The organism is Escherichia sp. Lx600-2, assembly GCF_036662595.1.
GTDB classification, from domain to species: Bacteria; Pseudomonadota; Gammaproteobacteria; order Enterobacterales; family Enterobacteriaceae; genus Escherichia; species Escherichia coli.
This window is the reverse complement of the sequence record NZ_JAYQWM010000018.1, coordinates 40,888-53,291: the sequence shown is the minus strand read 5'-3', so window position 1 is coordinate 53,291 and position 12,404 is coordinate 40,888. Positions and strand designations below refer to the sequence as shown.

The following is a 12,404-nucleotide window of genomic DNA, read 5'->3' as shown; positions in this document are numbered from 1 at the left end:
TCATGGGATCTGATGCGAAAAACTTGATGAGCGACGGGAATGTGCAAATTGTTAAGACCGGCGAGGTCATTGGCGCGACGCAACTTACTGAAGGCGAGTTGATTGTTGAAGCTGGCGGAAGAGCCGAAAATACCGTGGTCACGGGGGCTGGCTGGTTGAAAGTGGCAACCGGTGGGATCGCCAAATGCACACAGTACGGTAACAATGGCACGCTATCGGTCAGCGACGGTGCCATTGCCACAGATATTGTTCAGTCCGAGGGAGGCGCAATTAGTCTCTCTACGCTCGCTACGGTTAATGGCCGCCATCCCGAAGGTGAATTCAGCGTTGATAAAGGTTATGCCTGCGGTTTGTTGCTGGAAAATGGCGGCAACCTGCGTGTACTGGAAGGCCATCGCGCGGAAAAAATTATTCTCGATCAAGAGGGCGGCCTGTTGGTCAATGGGACAACCTCAGCGGTCGTGGTAGATGAAGGTGGTGAATTGTTGGTGTATCCAGGTGGGGAAGCCAGCAATTGTGAGATTAATCAGGGCGGCGTTTTTATGCTGGCGGGGAAAGCCAATGATACGTTGCTTGCTGGTGGCACCATGAATAATCTCGGTGGTGAAGACTCTGACACTATTGTTGAGAATGGAGCCATCTATCGTCTGGGGACGGATGGTCTTCAGCTCTACAGTTCCGGTAAGACGCAAAACCTGTCCGTTAATGTGGGTGGTCGGGCTGAAGTGCATGCCGGTACGCTGGAAAATGCGGTAATACAAGGTGGAACAGTGATCCTGTTGTCACCCACCAGCGCGGACGAAAATTTTGTCGTAGAGGAAGATCGCGCACCGGTTGAACTGACCGGGAGTGTTGCATTACTGGACGGCGCTTCAATGATTATTGGCTATGGCGCAGATCTGCAACAATCAACGATTACTGTACAGCAGGGCGGTGTATTGATTCTCGACGGCAGTACGGTAAAAGGTGACAGTGTCACTTTCAGTATTGGTAACATCAATCTGAATGGCGGAAAACTGTGGCTGATCACTGGTGCGGCAACGCATGTGCAACTGAAAGTGAAACGCCTGCGCGGAGAGGGAGCGATTTGCCTGCAAACCAGTGCGAAAGAAATTTCACCTGACTTCATCAATGTGAAAGGGGAAGTTACCGGGGATATACGCGTTGAGATAACAGATGCCAGTCGGCAAACTCTGTGTAATGCACTGAAACTACAGCCAGACGAAGACGGGATTGGCGCAACGCTCCAGCCTGCGTAAAAATACAGGCGCAACCCGTGAAGGTTGCGCCTTGTCTTTATTAGCGGGACGCTCGTTGCAGAATGATGGCTGACGGCATACGTTGCAGGAACCGCATACGCAGCATCATCATAATGGCTGCCGACGTCAGGCCAATAATAAAGCCTATCCAGAAGCCTGCTGGCCCCATAGGTTCAACGACCAGATCGGTCAGTGCCAGAATATAGCCGCTTGGCAAGCCCAGCACCCAGTAAGCCGTAAAGGTAATATAGAAAATGGAACGCGTATCTTTATAACCACGCAAAATCCCACTGCCAATCACCTGGATTGAGTCAGAAATCTGATATACCGCCGCCAGCAACATCAAATGCGCAGCCAGCGTTACAACCTCGGGATTGTCGTTGTACAACAGGGCGATTTGCTCCCGCAGTGAAACCGTGAATATGGCCGTCAGGGTTGCCATACAGACACCCACCATAAGCCCGGTCCGCGCAGCGGTTTGCGCATCCAGCGTTGAGCCCTGACCCAGACGATAACCTACGCGGATAGTTACCGCTGCCGCCAGCGACATTGGAAGCACGAACATTAGTGAACTAAAGTTCAGGGCAATCTGGTGTCCTGCGACATCAACAATACCGAGCGGAGACACTAACAGAGCCACGACGGCAAACAGTGTCACTTCAAAGAATAGTGCCAGCGCAATCGGCAAACCGAGTTGAATCAGTCGTTTCATAACCGCAGGATCGGGTTTCGTGGTGCCTTTTTCGTTACGAATATCGCGCATGGAGCGGGCGCGTTTAATGTAAGAAACCATGGCAAGGAACATGACCCAATACACCGCCGCAGTAGCCACGCCACAACCAACGCCACCGAGCTCAGGCATACCGAAATGACCATAAATAAAGATATAGTTCACCGGGATGTTCACCAGCAGGCCGATAAAGCCCATTACCATACCCGGCTTGGTTTTTGCCAGACCTTCACACTGGTTACGGGCAACCTGGAAGAACAGATATCCCGGTGCGCCCCACAACAACGCACGCAGATAACCCACGGCTTTGTCCGCCAGAGCCGGATCGATGTTTTCCATGGAGCGGATAATGTAACCTGCATTCCACAGCACCAGCATAATGAGAACGGAAACAAAACCTGCCAGCCAGAAACCTTGTCGCACCTGATGCGCAATGCGCTCACGTCGACCGGAACCATTTAATTGCGCGATAACCGGCGTTAATGCCAGCAGCAGTCCGTGACCAAAGAGGATCGCCGGAAGCCAGATAGAAGTACCGATAGCGACCGCCGCCATGTCGGTGGCACTATAGCCGCCCGCCATCACGGTATCGACAAAACCCATCGCAGTTTGGGCGATTTGCGCGAGAATCACCGGGATTGCTAATGCTAATAACAGACGCGCTTCACTGATATACTTCTGCACGTGAACACCTTTTATTTGTAGTTATATGAGAGACTAAAAAGCCGCCTGAATGGGCAGCAAAAAGAAGAAGCAGGGGAAATTCAGTCTATTGTAGCGAGGATTTATTAATTCTCCAGTGAAAAAATAGTCATTCTTACCCCTTCACTGGTAAGGGCGTTTGCCACCTGCTATTGTGCTGAACAGAATGTCTTAACTGATTTCAGGAGTTGTAAGTATGTTTACGGGGATTGTACAGGGCACCGCAAAACTGGTGTCGATTGACGAGAAACCAAATTTTCGTACGCATGTGGTGGAGTTACCCGACCACATGCTGGACGGCCTGGAAACCGGTGCGTCCGTGGCGCATAACGGTTGCTGCCTGACCGTGACGGAAATTAACGGCAACCATGTCAGTTTTGACCTGATGAAAGAAACGTTACGCATTACCAATCTTGGCGATTTAAAAGTGGGGGATTGGGTAAACGTTGAGCGTGCGGCGAAATTCAGTGATGAAATTGGCGGACACTTAATGTCAGGTCATATTATGACCACCGCTGAAGTGGCGAAAATATTAACCTCGGAAAATAATCGCCAGATCTGGTTTAAAGTCCAGGATAGTCAGTTGATGAAATATATCCTGTACAAAGGATTTATTGGCATCGACGGTATTAGCCTGACCGTCGGCGAAGTCACGCCAACGCGTTTTTGCGTCCATTTAATTCCGGAAACACTGGAACGCACGACTCTTGGGAAGAAAAAACTTGGCGCACGCGTCAACATTGAAATCGATCCACAAACTCAGGCAGTGGTAGATACGGTAGAACGTGTGCTGGCGGCACGAGAAAATGCCATGAATCAACCAGGTACAGAAGCCTGATCTGAAATCGCCCCCGGAGCGGGGGCGATAGAATAGCCTTTAGCGAGCGACTCGAAGGCCGTTTTCAACACCGCGTGAGAACACCACCTGCCAGAGCTGAATATCACGGGCGCGGAAAGCACCTGCGCAGGCATTCAGATAATAGGTAAACATTCGTTTAAAGCGTTCACTGTAGTTATCCGCAATTTCTGGCCATGCGGCGAGGAATCGTTCATACCACGCCATCAACGTAGTATCGTAATCAGCACCGAAGTTATGCCAGTCTTCCATCACAAAGTGGGGTTCGCTGGATTGAGCAATCTGGCGTACAGAGGGCAGGCAACCGTTCGGAAAAATATATTTGTTAATCCAGGGATCAACATTCAGATCGGTTTTTTTCGAACCGATAGTATGGAGCAGGAATATACCTTCCGGTTTCAAATTACGATCCACCACCGCAAAATAGGTATCGTAATTTTTCGGTCCGACGTGCTCGAACATCCCCACAGAAACAATACGATCAAACTGGTCGTTCAGGTCACGATAATCTTGCAGCAAAATGGTGACATCCAGGCCTTCACAGCGTTCCTGAGCCATTTTTTGCTGTTCGGCAGAAATGGTGACGCCAACCACGCTTACGTCATAATTAGACGCCATGTAGTGCGCCAGTCCGCCCCAGCCGCAGCCAATATCCAGTACGCGCATCCCTGGTTTTAACTGCAATTTTTCACAAATCATTTTGAGCTTCGCCTGCTGGGCAGATTCCAGATTATCGGCATCTTTCCAGTAAGCGCAGGAATATTGCATGAAGGGATCAAGCATGCGGCTGAACAAGTCATTACCCAAATCATAATGCTCTTTGCCGACTATCCAGGCACGTTTTTTACTCTGCAGATTGAAGAGACGAGCGCCGGCAATACGCAGCGTGTCTTTGAAATGATGGGGGAGTTGGTTCTCGAGACCTGCGCGTAAGACTTTGCTAAAAAACATATCCAGTCGGTCACATTCCCACCAGCCATCCATATAACTTTCGCCTAACCCCAAAGAGCCTTCTTGCAGAACGCGTTTAAAAAAATCGGGGTTTTTCACACGAATATCCGCCGGGGCAGAACCGTTAATGGCTATACCGGCACGGCTAAGTAATTCGTTGGCGATACGGTACCAGTTGTCATCCGGTACACTGACTTCTTCTATACACGATGAACTCATAGTTTCTCCATCACTGGTCGGTGATCAGAACCTTAAAACAGCGTAGACGCTTTTTGGGCTTTGTGAGAAATCTCGCAGAAAAAACCGCGAGTCTATAATCCGACGTAGAACAGAGGGAAAGGAGGAACCCTTGCCGAAATGACCATCCATAGTGAGTCGGGAACGATCCTGTCCCCGTAAAAACATAATATTTATCGTAGCTTTAACAACTCGAAATTAGTATAGGCCGCTAATTTCAATCATACAACAAAATTTTGTTAGCAGCCTAAGTATAAGTATATCGATATAGATCAGTGTGATTCGCTATGAGCGACTTCGGCATTGCCATGATTCTGGCAGCCAACTTCTTCACAACGTTGCATCATGTAACCCAGCGCGACCAGCACTACTGTTGATAACATCACGCTGGTGGTGGTGAGCAATGGCGTGCTGATACTGATCAGCCAGGAAACTACCAGACTTGCGAGGAAGCACAGACCCAGTTGTAGAGTGTTCTGCAACGCTGCGGCGCGACCAGTTGCGTGTGGGAAGGGACGCAGCGCCTGGGCGACAACAATAGGGTAGATCGCGCCATTGGCAATCGCCATCACACAGAATGGGATCAGGATTTCGACCAGCGACACATGGCTAATGAAGCCCGCAGCCCAGGTCGCAATGACGCTGACAGCAAACAGCACCAGCAACCACGGTAATAACTGCTTGCCTTGCCATTTCTGCAGCGCGGCGCGACAGCCATAACCACCAATCAGAAACGCGATAGTTTGCGGGACATAACTTAAACCAATAACTGCCGGGCTGTAGCCCATTTCACTAAGGATGAACGGTGAACCGGTCAGCCATGCAAAAAAACTGGCTGAACAGGCCGCGTATATCAGCACGTTGCCGCGATAGGTTTTAGAACGTAGCAGGTCGGTAAAGGTCAGACCATCCTGACTATTGTTACGGGCCTTCGTCGTGGGTTTGAGCCAGAAAATAGGCAGAATCAGCACCACGGTAATGGCAAAAAGGGTGGCGAAAATCGCCTGCCAGGAAAAATGGACCAGCAGCCAGCTTCCTAACAGAGGAGCCAGGGCCGGAGATAGACCCACCAGCGGCATGATGGTCGCAAAAATTCGGTTAACTTTCTGTGAAGGATAATAATCCGTCACTAACGCTTGCCAGATAACCGCCGCGGCGCAGACACCCACAGCTTGTACAAAACGCAATACCAGCAGCATAGCGGCGTTTTCTACCCACAGCATCCCCAGACTACCTAACGCAAAAATTGTCAGGCCGATTAATAATACCGGTTTACGACCATAACGGTCGGAAAGCGGCCCCCACAGAAGCTGGGCTGCGGCAAAACCGGCAAGGAACAGACTAAGGCTGGCACTAACAGCAGACGCAGGCGTTTGCAGATCGGCCTGTATGGCGGCGAAAGCAGGCAGATACATATCGGTTGCCAGAAAACCGAGTACGCTCAAACCCGCCAGCCAGACTAAAAATCTTTTCCCAGGTTGCATGTATATTCTCTAAATCTCTCAATTAAACACCGCCGCAAAGTGTAGGGAGTGAAATTAGTGTTGTGAAACGGTAATATTTGATGACTGGTTTCAAAAATTTTGCAGGCAGACTATGTGGTCAGAATATTCACTCGAAGTTGTTGATGCGGTAGCGCGTAATGGTAGTTTTAGTGCCGCAGCCCAGGAGTTGCATCGCGTTCCTTCTGCGGTCAGCTATACCGTACGTCAGCTGGAAGAGTGGCTGGCGGTGCCGCTGTTTGAACGACGTCACCGTGATGTGGAACTGACCGCTGCCGGGGCGTGGTTTCTCAAAGAAGGTCGCTCTGTTGTCAAAAAAATGCAGATCACCCGCCAGCAATGTCAGCAGATAGCGAACGGCTGGCGTGGTCAGTTAGCTATTGCAGTGGATAATATTGTCAGGCCAGAACGTACACGGCAGATGATCGTTGATTTTTATCGCCATTTTGATGATGTCGAACTTCTTGTCTTTCAGGAAGTGTTCAACGGTGTCTGGGATGCGCTTTCCGACGGGCGCGTGGAACTGGCGATTGGCGCAACACGCGCGATTCCGGTAGGCGGTCGTTATGCCTTCCGGGATATGGGGATGCTAAGCTGGAGTTGCGTTGTTGCCAGCCATCACCCGCTGGCGTTGATGGATGGCCCGTTCAGCGATGATACGTTGCGCAACTGGCCGTCGTTGGTGCGCGAAGACACCTCGCGAACGCTACCTAAGCGTATTACCTGGTTGCTGGATAACCAAAAAAGACTTGTCGTGCCTGACTGGGAATCATCGGCAACCTGTATCTCGGCAGGATTATGCATAGGGATGGTGCCAACACATTTCGCCAAACCGTGGCTTAATGAGGGGAAGTGGGTAGCATTAGAACTGGAAAACCCCTTTCCGGATTCGGCATGTTGTCTGACATGGCAGCAAAATGATATGTCGCCTGCGTTAACCTGGTTGCTTGAGTATCTCGGCGATAGTGAGACGCTGAATAAGGAGTGGCTGCGGGAGCCGGAAGAGACTCCCGCAACGGGTGATTAACGACGATAGTCGCGGAACGGGCCGTCAGCCACGGAGCGGCGTTCAATCAAGCGCGGATGCACTTCAATGGACTGCGGTTCTTCACGTTTGTTGACGATACGATCCAACAGCATGTTGAACGCTGTTTCACCCAGCGAGTCTTTTGGCTGATGGATCGTGGTCAGCGCCGGCGTAAAATAGCGGGCGTTGCGCACGTTATCATAACCGATCAGCGAAACATCCTGCGGGACGCGCAGCCCCATTTCATCAGCAGCACAAAGTGCGCCCATTGCCATGATATCGCCACCACAGAAGACGGCAGTAGGGCGATGCGGCTGCGACAGGATTTGCTGCATGGCGCGATAACCGGATTCAGGTTCAAAATCACCCTGCACAATCCAGCTTTCCGGCACCTTGATCATCGCTTCTTCCATCGCCTTCATAAAACCGGCAAGGCGGCCTGCGCCGGTGTTACGTTCCAGCGGGCCGGGGATAACGCCGATTTCGCGATGGCCGCGTTCTATCAGATAACGCCCGGCCATGTAGCCGCCTTCGAACGCGTTATCAATGACCGCATCGGTGAAGTCAGCTTTTGCTTCACCCCAGTCCATCACCACCATTGGGATATGGCGATACTCTTCCAGCATCGCCAGCAACGGCTCTGGGTACTCAGAACACATTACCAGCAGACCATCGACGCGTTTTTGCGCCATCATCGACAGATAAGCCCGCTGTTTCTCAAGATTATTCCACGCATTGCCCAGAATCAGGGTGTAACCTTTCTGGAAGCAATTTTTTTCAACTGCTTCAATGATCTCGGCAAAATAGGCCGCTTCGCTGCTGGTCGCCAGCAAACCGATAGACTTGGTGTGGTTAACCTTCAGGCTACGCGCCACCGCGCTAGGGGAGTAGTGTAATTCTTTAATCGCTGCCCACACGGCGTTGCGCGTTTCTTCAGCGACGAAACGTGTTTTGTTGATCACGTGTGACACAGTTGTAGTGGAAACGTTTGCTCGTTTCGCTACATCTTTTATTGTTGCCATTCCATTTCACTCCAGACCCTAACTTCAGCTCCTGCAAAATCGCAAGGTAAACGTTTGCCTTTACACACCTTACGCACAACAAAAGTGTTGCGGTACGCCGGAAAAACGACACGGAGCGTCAGGAAGGGGTCAATGGCCAGTACGCAAATAGTGTAAGCGTGGAATTTTGGCCGATCTTGACGAAAAGGGGAAGTGGTAAAAACACTTATCATTATAAATGACGGGAGATTTTTTCATCACAGTGTGTAAAAATGCGTAATATCACTTTTTGTGTGGTAATAAAAAAGGAGAAAACTTGATGAGCACCGACCTTAAATTTTCACTGGTAACAACGATTATCGTCCTCGGTTTGATCGTAGCCGTGGGTTTGACTGCCGCGCTGCACTGATTTCCTCTCGAGGGAGCGCGTTCTCCCTCGCATCTCCTTCCTGTTTGTTAGCAAAATGGCAAAAGTGTTTTCTCTTTTTGTTATTTTCATTTTTTTGTGATTGCTGCATGCTTTCGCCACTTTAATGAATATCGCGTAATGACGCGAAGAGGTGGAGATAAGGCATGAAAATTAACTATCCGTTGCTGGCGCTGGCGATTGGCGCGTTTGGTATCGGGACAACGGAGTTCTCGCCAATGGGCTTGTTGCCCGTCATTGCGCGCGGTGTGGATGTCTCGATTCCCGCTGCCGGAATGTTAATCAGTGCCTATGCAGTTGGCGTAATGGTTGGCGCGCCGCTGATGACGCTTCTACTTTCTCATCGTGCCCGCCGCAGTGCGTTGATTTTCCTGATGGCAATTTTCACGCTCGGCAACGTACTTTCCGCCATCGCGCCGGATTATATGACCCTGATGCTTTCACGCATTTTGACCAGCCTGAATCATGGAGCATTTTTTGGTTTGGGTTCAGTCGTGGCTGCAAGCGTGGTGCCAAAACATAAACAGGCCAGCGCAGTTGCCACTATGTTTATGGGGTTAACCCTGGCAAATATCGGTGGCGTGCCGGCGGCGACCTGGTTGGGTGAAACCATCGGCTGGCGGATGTCATTTCTGGCAACGGCGGGGCTGGGAGTGATTTCAATGGTAAGTCTGTTCTTCTCATTACCTAAAGGTGGTGCAGGGGCACGACCTGAAGTGAAAAAAGAGCTGGCGGTATTAATGCGTCCGCAGGTGCTGTCTGCATTGCTGACGACGGTACTGGGAGCTGGTGCAATGTTTACTCTCTACACCTATATCTCTCCGGTACTGCAAAGTATTACCCACGCAACACCGGTGTTCGTCACGGCAATGCTGGTGCTGATTGGTGTCGGATTCTCTATCGGTAACTATCTCGGCGGCAAACTGGCAGATCGTTCAGTTAACGGCACGTTGAAAGGCTTTTTGTTGCTGCTGATGGTGATTATGCTGGCAATCCCGTTCCTGGCCCGCAATGAGTTCGGCGCAGCTATTAGCATGGTGGTGTGGGGCGCTGCAACCTTTGCGGTCGTACCGCCGTTACAGATGCGCGTGATGCGTGTCGCCAGTGAAGCGCCAGGTCTGTCTTCATCAGTCAATATTGGTGCCTTTAATCTTGGAAATGCGCTGGGAGCAGCCGCTGGTGGTGCGGTAATTTCCGCTGGGCTGGGATACAGCTTTGTGCCGGTGATGGGGGCGATTGTCGCGGGACTGGCATTATTGCTGGTGTTTATGTCAGCCAGAAAACAACCTGAAACAGTTTGCGTTGCTAACAGCTAATTAAACAAAAACGCAGAAGGATAACCTTCTGCGTTACAGTTGCTGACAACGTGCGATTTATCTTGCCGAATGCGCTGTTAACGCCTCATCCGCGTTGGCATGGTAAGCGAAGCGCATCAGGCAATGCTGCATTTGCCATCAGTTATTATGCAGCGAGATTTTTCGCTACGAATTCCCAGTTCACCAGCGCCCAGAAGTGCTCCAGATAGCCAGGACGTGCATTGCGATAATCGATGTAATATGCGTGTTCCCAGACATCAACGGTCAGCAGCGGAGTCGCATCGGTGGTCAGTGGAGTACCCGCGTTAGAGGTTGAAACGATAGCCAGTTTGCCATCGCTGTTTTTCACCAGCCAGGTCCAGCCAGAACCAAAGTTTTTGATCGCTGCATCAGTAAACTGAGCTTTGAAATCGGCAAAGCTGCCAAAAGATGCGGCGATAGCTTCAGCGACTTTTCCAGTCGGTTCGCCACCGGCGTTCGGTGCCAGGCAGTTCCAGTAGAAAGTATGGTTCCAGACCTGAGCTGCGTTGTTGAATACGCCACCTTCAGAGCTGCGAATAATCTCTTCCAGTGATTTACCTTCAAACGCGGTACCTTTAATCAGGTTGTTCAGGTTAGTGACATAAGTCTGATGATGCTTGCCGTAGTGATACTCGATAGTTTCCGCAGAAATGTGCGGTGCCAGAGCATCTTTAGCATATGGTAGTGCAGGTAATTCGAATGACATTGCTACTCTCCTTTATTATTAATTTGCATACGTACAATAGCCTTATTGTGCGTATGGATAGGGTAGCAAATTAAAAGGTGAGACAAAAGATGAACTTACCCTGTTGCCGTAACAACAGGGTAAAGTTTTAGCGAAGTGTTTTTGGGGTCATTACCCGGCGAGCGCCAACATAGTGGCGCTGCCAGTAGTCTTCACTGAGAGAAGTGATTTGAATTTCCTGACCCGTACGCGGTGACTGAATAAACTTGCCGTTGCCGACATATACGCCGACATGATCGGCTGTACCGCGTCCCTGAGTACGGAAAAAGACCAGGTCGCCGTTTTTCAGTTCACTACGTTCGATTGGCGCTGCATCACGCAGGTGATACATTTCATTCGCCGTACGCGGAATACGAATTTTCACCAAATCTTTATAAGCGTAATAAACCAGGCCGCTGCAATCAAAACCGGTACGCGGTGAGCTGCCACCCCAACGATATGGCTTACCAATTTGCTGCATCAGTTTATTCATTGCCACTTTTGTGGCTTTTTGCACCTTCGCTTTGTGTGCGTCGGCAAGGGTTCCTGACGCTGCATTTTTGACTTTCACACAATGCGATTTATAGCCCTTACGTTTGGTACACTTTTCGGTAAAGCTGGCTGAGGCCGTTTTATTGACGGTATGTTTGCTGCGAGTTTTGGCGTTTTTAGAAGCGGTAATGGAAGATTTTTTAACGGAAGAAGCGGTTTTGCTTTTGGTCGTACTTTTACTGGCGGCTTTTTTCGCTGTTTTCTGGCTGGCTTTCTGGGTCTTTTTGGTGGTTGCCGTGCTTTTCTTTTTATCTGCTTTTTTGGTGATATGAGTGGTAGCAGAACTCTCCCTGGCTTGCTTTGAAGCATGGGCCATAGGCGTTAAAGGCAGGGTGGTAAAAAGTAAAGCACAGAGCGTGATCGAAATACGGTTTATCCGCGCCACTGAGCGTCCCTCTGTTAAGGCAGGTCTATCATGCCTGCGTCTGATTTACAAAACTTGATGATTCTAATGCATAGAAGAAGAGAAAGTTAATAGCTTTTATTGTTAAAAAATACGTTTCGTTGGCGAGCGCAAAAAAATGCAGCAGTGAAAGCTAAAAATGGTCATAAATACGCCAGTTTGCCGTGCATCAGGGAAGAAACGAACATTTGAAATGCAACAAATAGAGCAAAGGGATAAAATAGCAAAAGCGTGATGAAAATGTTATTTTCCGATGCCGCACTGACCCGCTACAATGTCAGATTACTGCCGTAAAGAAGTTTGAGGAAGCAAGACAATGAGCACCACTATCGAAAAAATCCAACGCCAGATTGCTGAAAACCCGATCCTGCTGTACATGAAAGGTTCACCGAAACTGCCGAGCTGCGGTTTCTCTGCCCAGGCAGTCCAGGCGCTTGCCGCATGTGGCGAACGTTTTGCCTATGTTGATATTCTGCAGAATCCGGACATTCGTGCGGAACTGCCGAAATATGCTAACTGGCCGACCTTCCCGCAACTGTGGGTTGACGGCGAGCTGGTAGGCGGTTGTGATATCGTGATCGAAATGTATCAGCGTGGTGAACTGCAGCAGCTGATCAAAGAAACTGCCGCTAAATACAAGTCTGAAGAGCCGGACGCGGAATAATCCGTCCTGCAATACTGACGGATGCGAACGGG

The 12,404-nt window shown here is 50.1% G+C and carries 12 protein-coding genes; 6 read left to right on the top strand and 6 right to left on the bottom strand.

Going from position 1 to position 12,404, the window contains the following annotated elements; genetic code table 11:
- Positions 1 to 2: 2 nt before the first annotated feature.
- Positions 3 to 1,259: an AIDA repeat-containing protein gene (locus OQV04_RS09270; RefSeq protein WP_032280949.1), complete on the top strand. Its 1,257-nt coding sequence runs from the start codon at positions 3 to 5 to the stop codon at positions 1,257 to 1,259.
- A gap of 40 nt (positions 1,260 to 1,299) precedes the next feature.
- On the opposite strand, the gene mdtK is transcribed toward OQV04_RS09270, so the two are convergent.
- Complete coding sequence (gene mdtK / locus OQV04_RS09265; protein WP_032280948.1) at positions 1,300 to 2,673, bottom strand: multidrug efflux MATE transporter MdtK; 1,374 nt, start codon at positions 2,671 to 2,673, stop codon at positions 1,300 to 1,302.
- 214 nt (positions 2,674 to 2,887) lie between these two features.
- Here mdtK and ribE point away from each other — a divergent pair, with 214 nt between their 5' ends.
- Positions 2,888 to 3,529: a riboflavin synthase gene (ribE, locus tag OQV04_RS09260; RefSeq protein WP_000493947.1), complete on the top strand. Its 642-nt coding sequence runs from the start codon at positions 2,888 to 2,890 to the stop codon at positions 3,527 to 3,529.
- 39 nt (positions 3,530 to 3,568) lie between these two features.
- Here the strand turns inward: ribE and cfa are convergent, their stop codons facing one another.
- Positions 3,569 to 4,717, bottom strand: a complete 1,149-nt coding sequence (gene cfa, locus OQV04_RS09255; RefSeq protein WP_000098896.1) for a cyclopropane fatty acyl phospholipid synthase — start codon at positions 4,715 to 4,717, stop codon at positions 3,569 to 3,571.
- A 290-nt stretch (positions 4,718 to 5,007) separates the two neighbouring features.
- Entirely contained in the window at positions 5,008 to 6,219 is a 1,212-nt protein-coding gene (punC, locus tag OQV04_RS09250) for a purine nucleoside transporter PunC (RefSeq protein WP_001182346.1), read from the bottom strand.
- A gap of 112 nt (positions 6,220 to 6,331) precedes the next feature.
- Here punC and punR point away from each other — a divergent pair, with 112 nt between their 5' ends.
- Positions 6,332 to 7,264 (top strand): DNA-binding transcriptional activator PunR, encoded by a 933-nt coding sequence (punR, locus tag OQV04_RS09245; protein ID WP_000269493.1) that lies wholly within the window; start codon positions 6,332 to 6,334, stop codon positions 7,262 to 7,264.
- Here the strand turns inward: punR and purR are convergent.
- Positions 7,261 to 8,286 (bottom strand): HTH-type transcriptional repressor PurR, encoded by a 1,026-nt coding sequence (purR, locus tag OQV04_RS09240; protein WP_000190982.1) that lies wholly within the window; start codon positions 8,284 to 8,286, stop codon positions 7,261 to 7,263. The genes punR and purR overlap by 4 nt on opposite strands.
- A 298-nt stretch (positions 8,287 to 8,584) precedes the next feature.
- Between purR and cydH the strand changes: the two genes are divergently transcribed.
- The gene (gene cydH, locus OQV04_RS09235) at positions 8,585 to 8,674 is read left to right on the top strand and encodes a cytochrome bd-I accessory subunit CydH (RefSeq protein ID WP_000102278.1); all 90 of its coding nucleotides are present in this window, start codon (positions 8,585 to 8,587) and stop codon (positions 8,672 to 8,674) included.
- Between the two features lie 164 nt (positions 8,675 to 8,838).
- Entirely contained in the window at positions 8,839 to 10,008 is a 1,170-nt protein-coding gene (locus OQV04_RS09230; protein WP_000701040.1) for an MFS transporter, read from the top strand.
- Positions 10,009 to 10,153: 145 nt separating this feature from the next.
- On the opposite strand, the gene sodB is transcribed toward OQV04_RS09230, so the two are convergent.
- On the bottom strand, positions 10,154 to 10,735 hold the full coding sequence (gene sodB / locus OQV04_RS09225; RefSeq protein ID WP_000007283.1) for a superoxide dismutase [Fe]: 582 nt from the start codon (positions 10,733 to 10,735) through the stop codon (positions 10,154 to 10,156).
- 127 nt (positions 10,736 to 10,862) lie between these two features.
- Positions 10,863 to 11,690, bottom strand: coding sequence for a peptidoglycan DD-endopeptidase MepH (mepH, locus tag OQV04_RS09220; RefSeq protein WP_000101186.1), 828 nt, complete (start codon positions 11,688 to 11,690; stop codon positions 10,863 to 10,865).
- Between the two features lie 334 nt (positions 11,691 to 12,024).
- Between mepH and grxD the strand changes: the two genes are divergently transcribed.
- Positions 12,025 to 12,372, top strand: a complete 348-nt coding sequence (gene grxD, locus OQV04_RS09215) for a monothiol glutaredoxin 4 (RefSeq protein WP_000108172.1) — start codon at positions 12,025 to 12,027, stop codon at positions 12,370 to 12,372.
- The last annotated feature ends 32 nt before the right edge of the window (positions 12,373 to 12,404 follow it).

Excerpts from the sequence above, each read along its gene's own strand:
- OQV04_RS09270 (WP_032280949.1), top strand. The coding sequence starts at position 3 with ATGGGATCTGATGCGAAAAACTTGATGAGCGACGGGAATGTGCAAATT.
- ribE (WP_000493947.1), top strand. The coding sequence starts at position 2,888 with ATGTTTACGGGGATTGTACAGGGCACCGCAAAACTGGTGTCGATTGAC.
- cfa (WP_000098896.1), bottom strand. The coding sequence starts at position 4,717 with ATGAGTTCATCGTGTATAGAAGAAGTCAGTGTACCGGATGACAACTGG.
- punC (WP_001182346.1), bottom strand. The coding sequence starts at position 6,219 with ATGCAACCTGGGAAAAGATTTTTAGTCTGGCTGGCGGGTTTGAGCGTA.
- punR (WP_000269493.1), top strand. The coding sequence starts at position 6,332 with ATGTGGTCAGAATATTCACTCGAAGTTGTTGATGCGGTAGCGCGTAAT.
- purR (WP_000190982.1), bottom strand. The coding sequence starts at position 8,286 with ATGGCAACAATAAAAGATGTAGCGAAACGAGCAAACGTTTCCACTACA.
- cydH (WP_000102278.1), top strand. The coding sequence starts at position 8,585 with ATGAGCACCGACCTTAAATTTTCACTGGTAACAACGATTATCGTCCTC.
- OQV04_RS09230 (WP_000701040.1), top strand. The coding sequence starts at position 8,839 with ATGAAAATTAACTATCCGTTGCTGGCGCTGGCGATTGGCGCGTTTGGT.
- sodB (WP_000007283.1), bottom strand. The coding sequence starts at position 10,735 with ATGTCATTCGAATTACCTGCACTACCATATGCTAAAGATGCTCTGGCA.
- grxD (WP_000108172.1), top strand. The coding sequence starts at position 12,025 with ATGAGCACCACTATCGAAAAAATCCAACGCCAGATTGCTGAAAACCCG.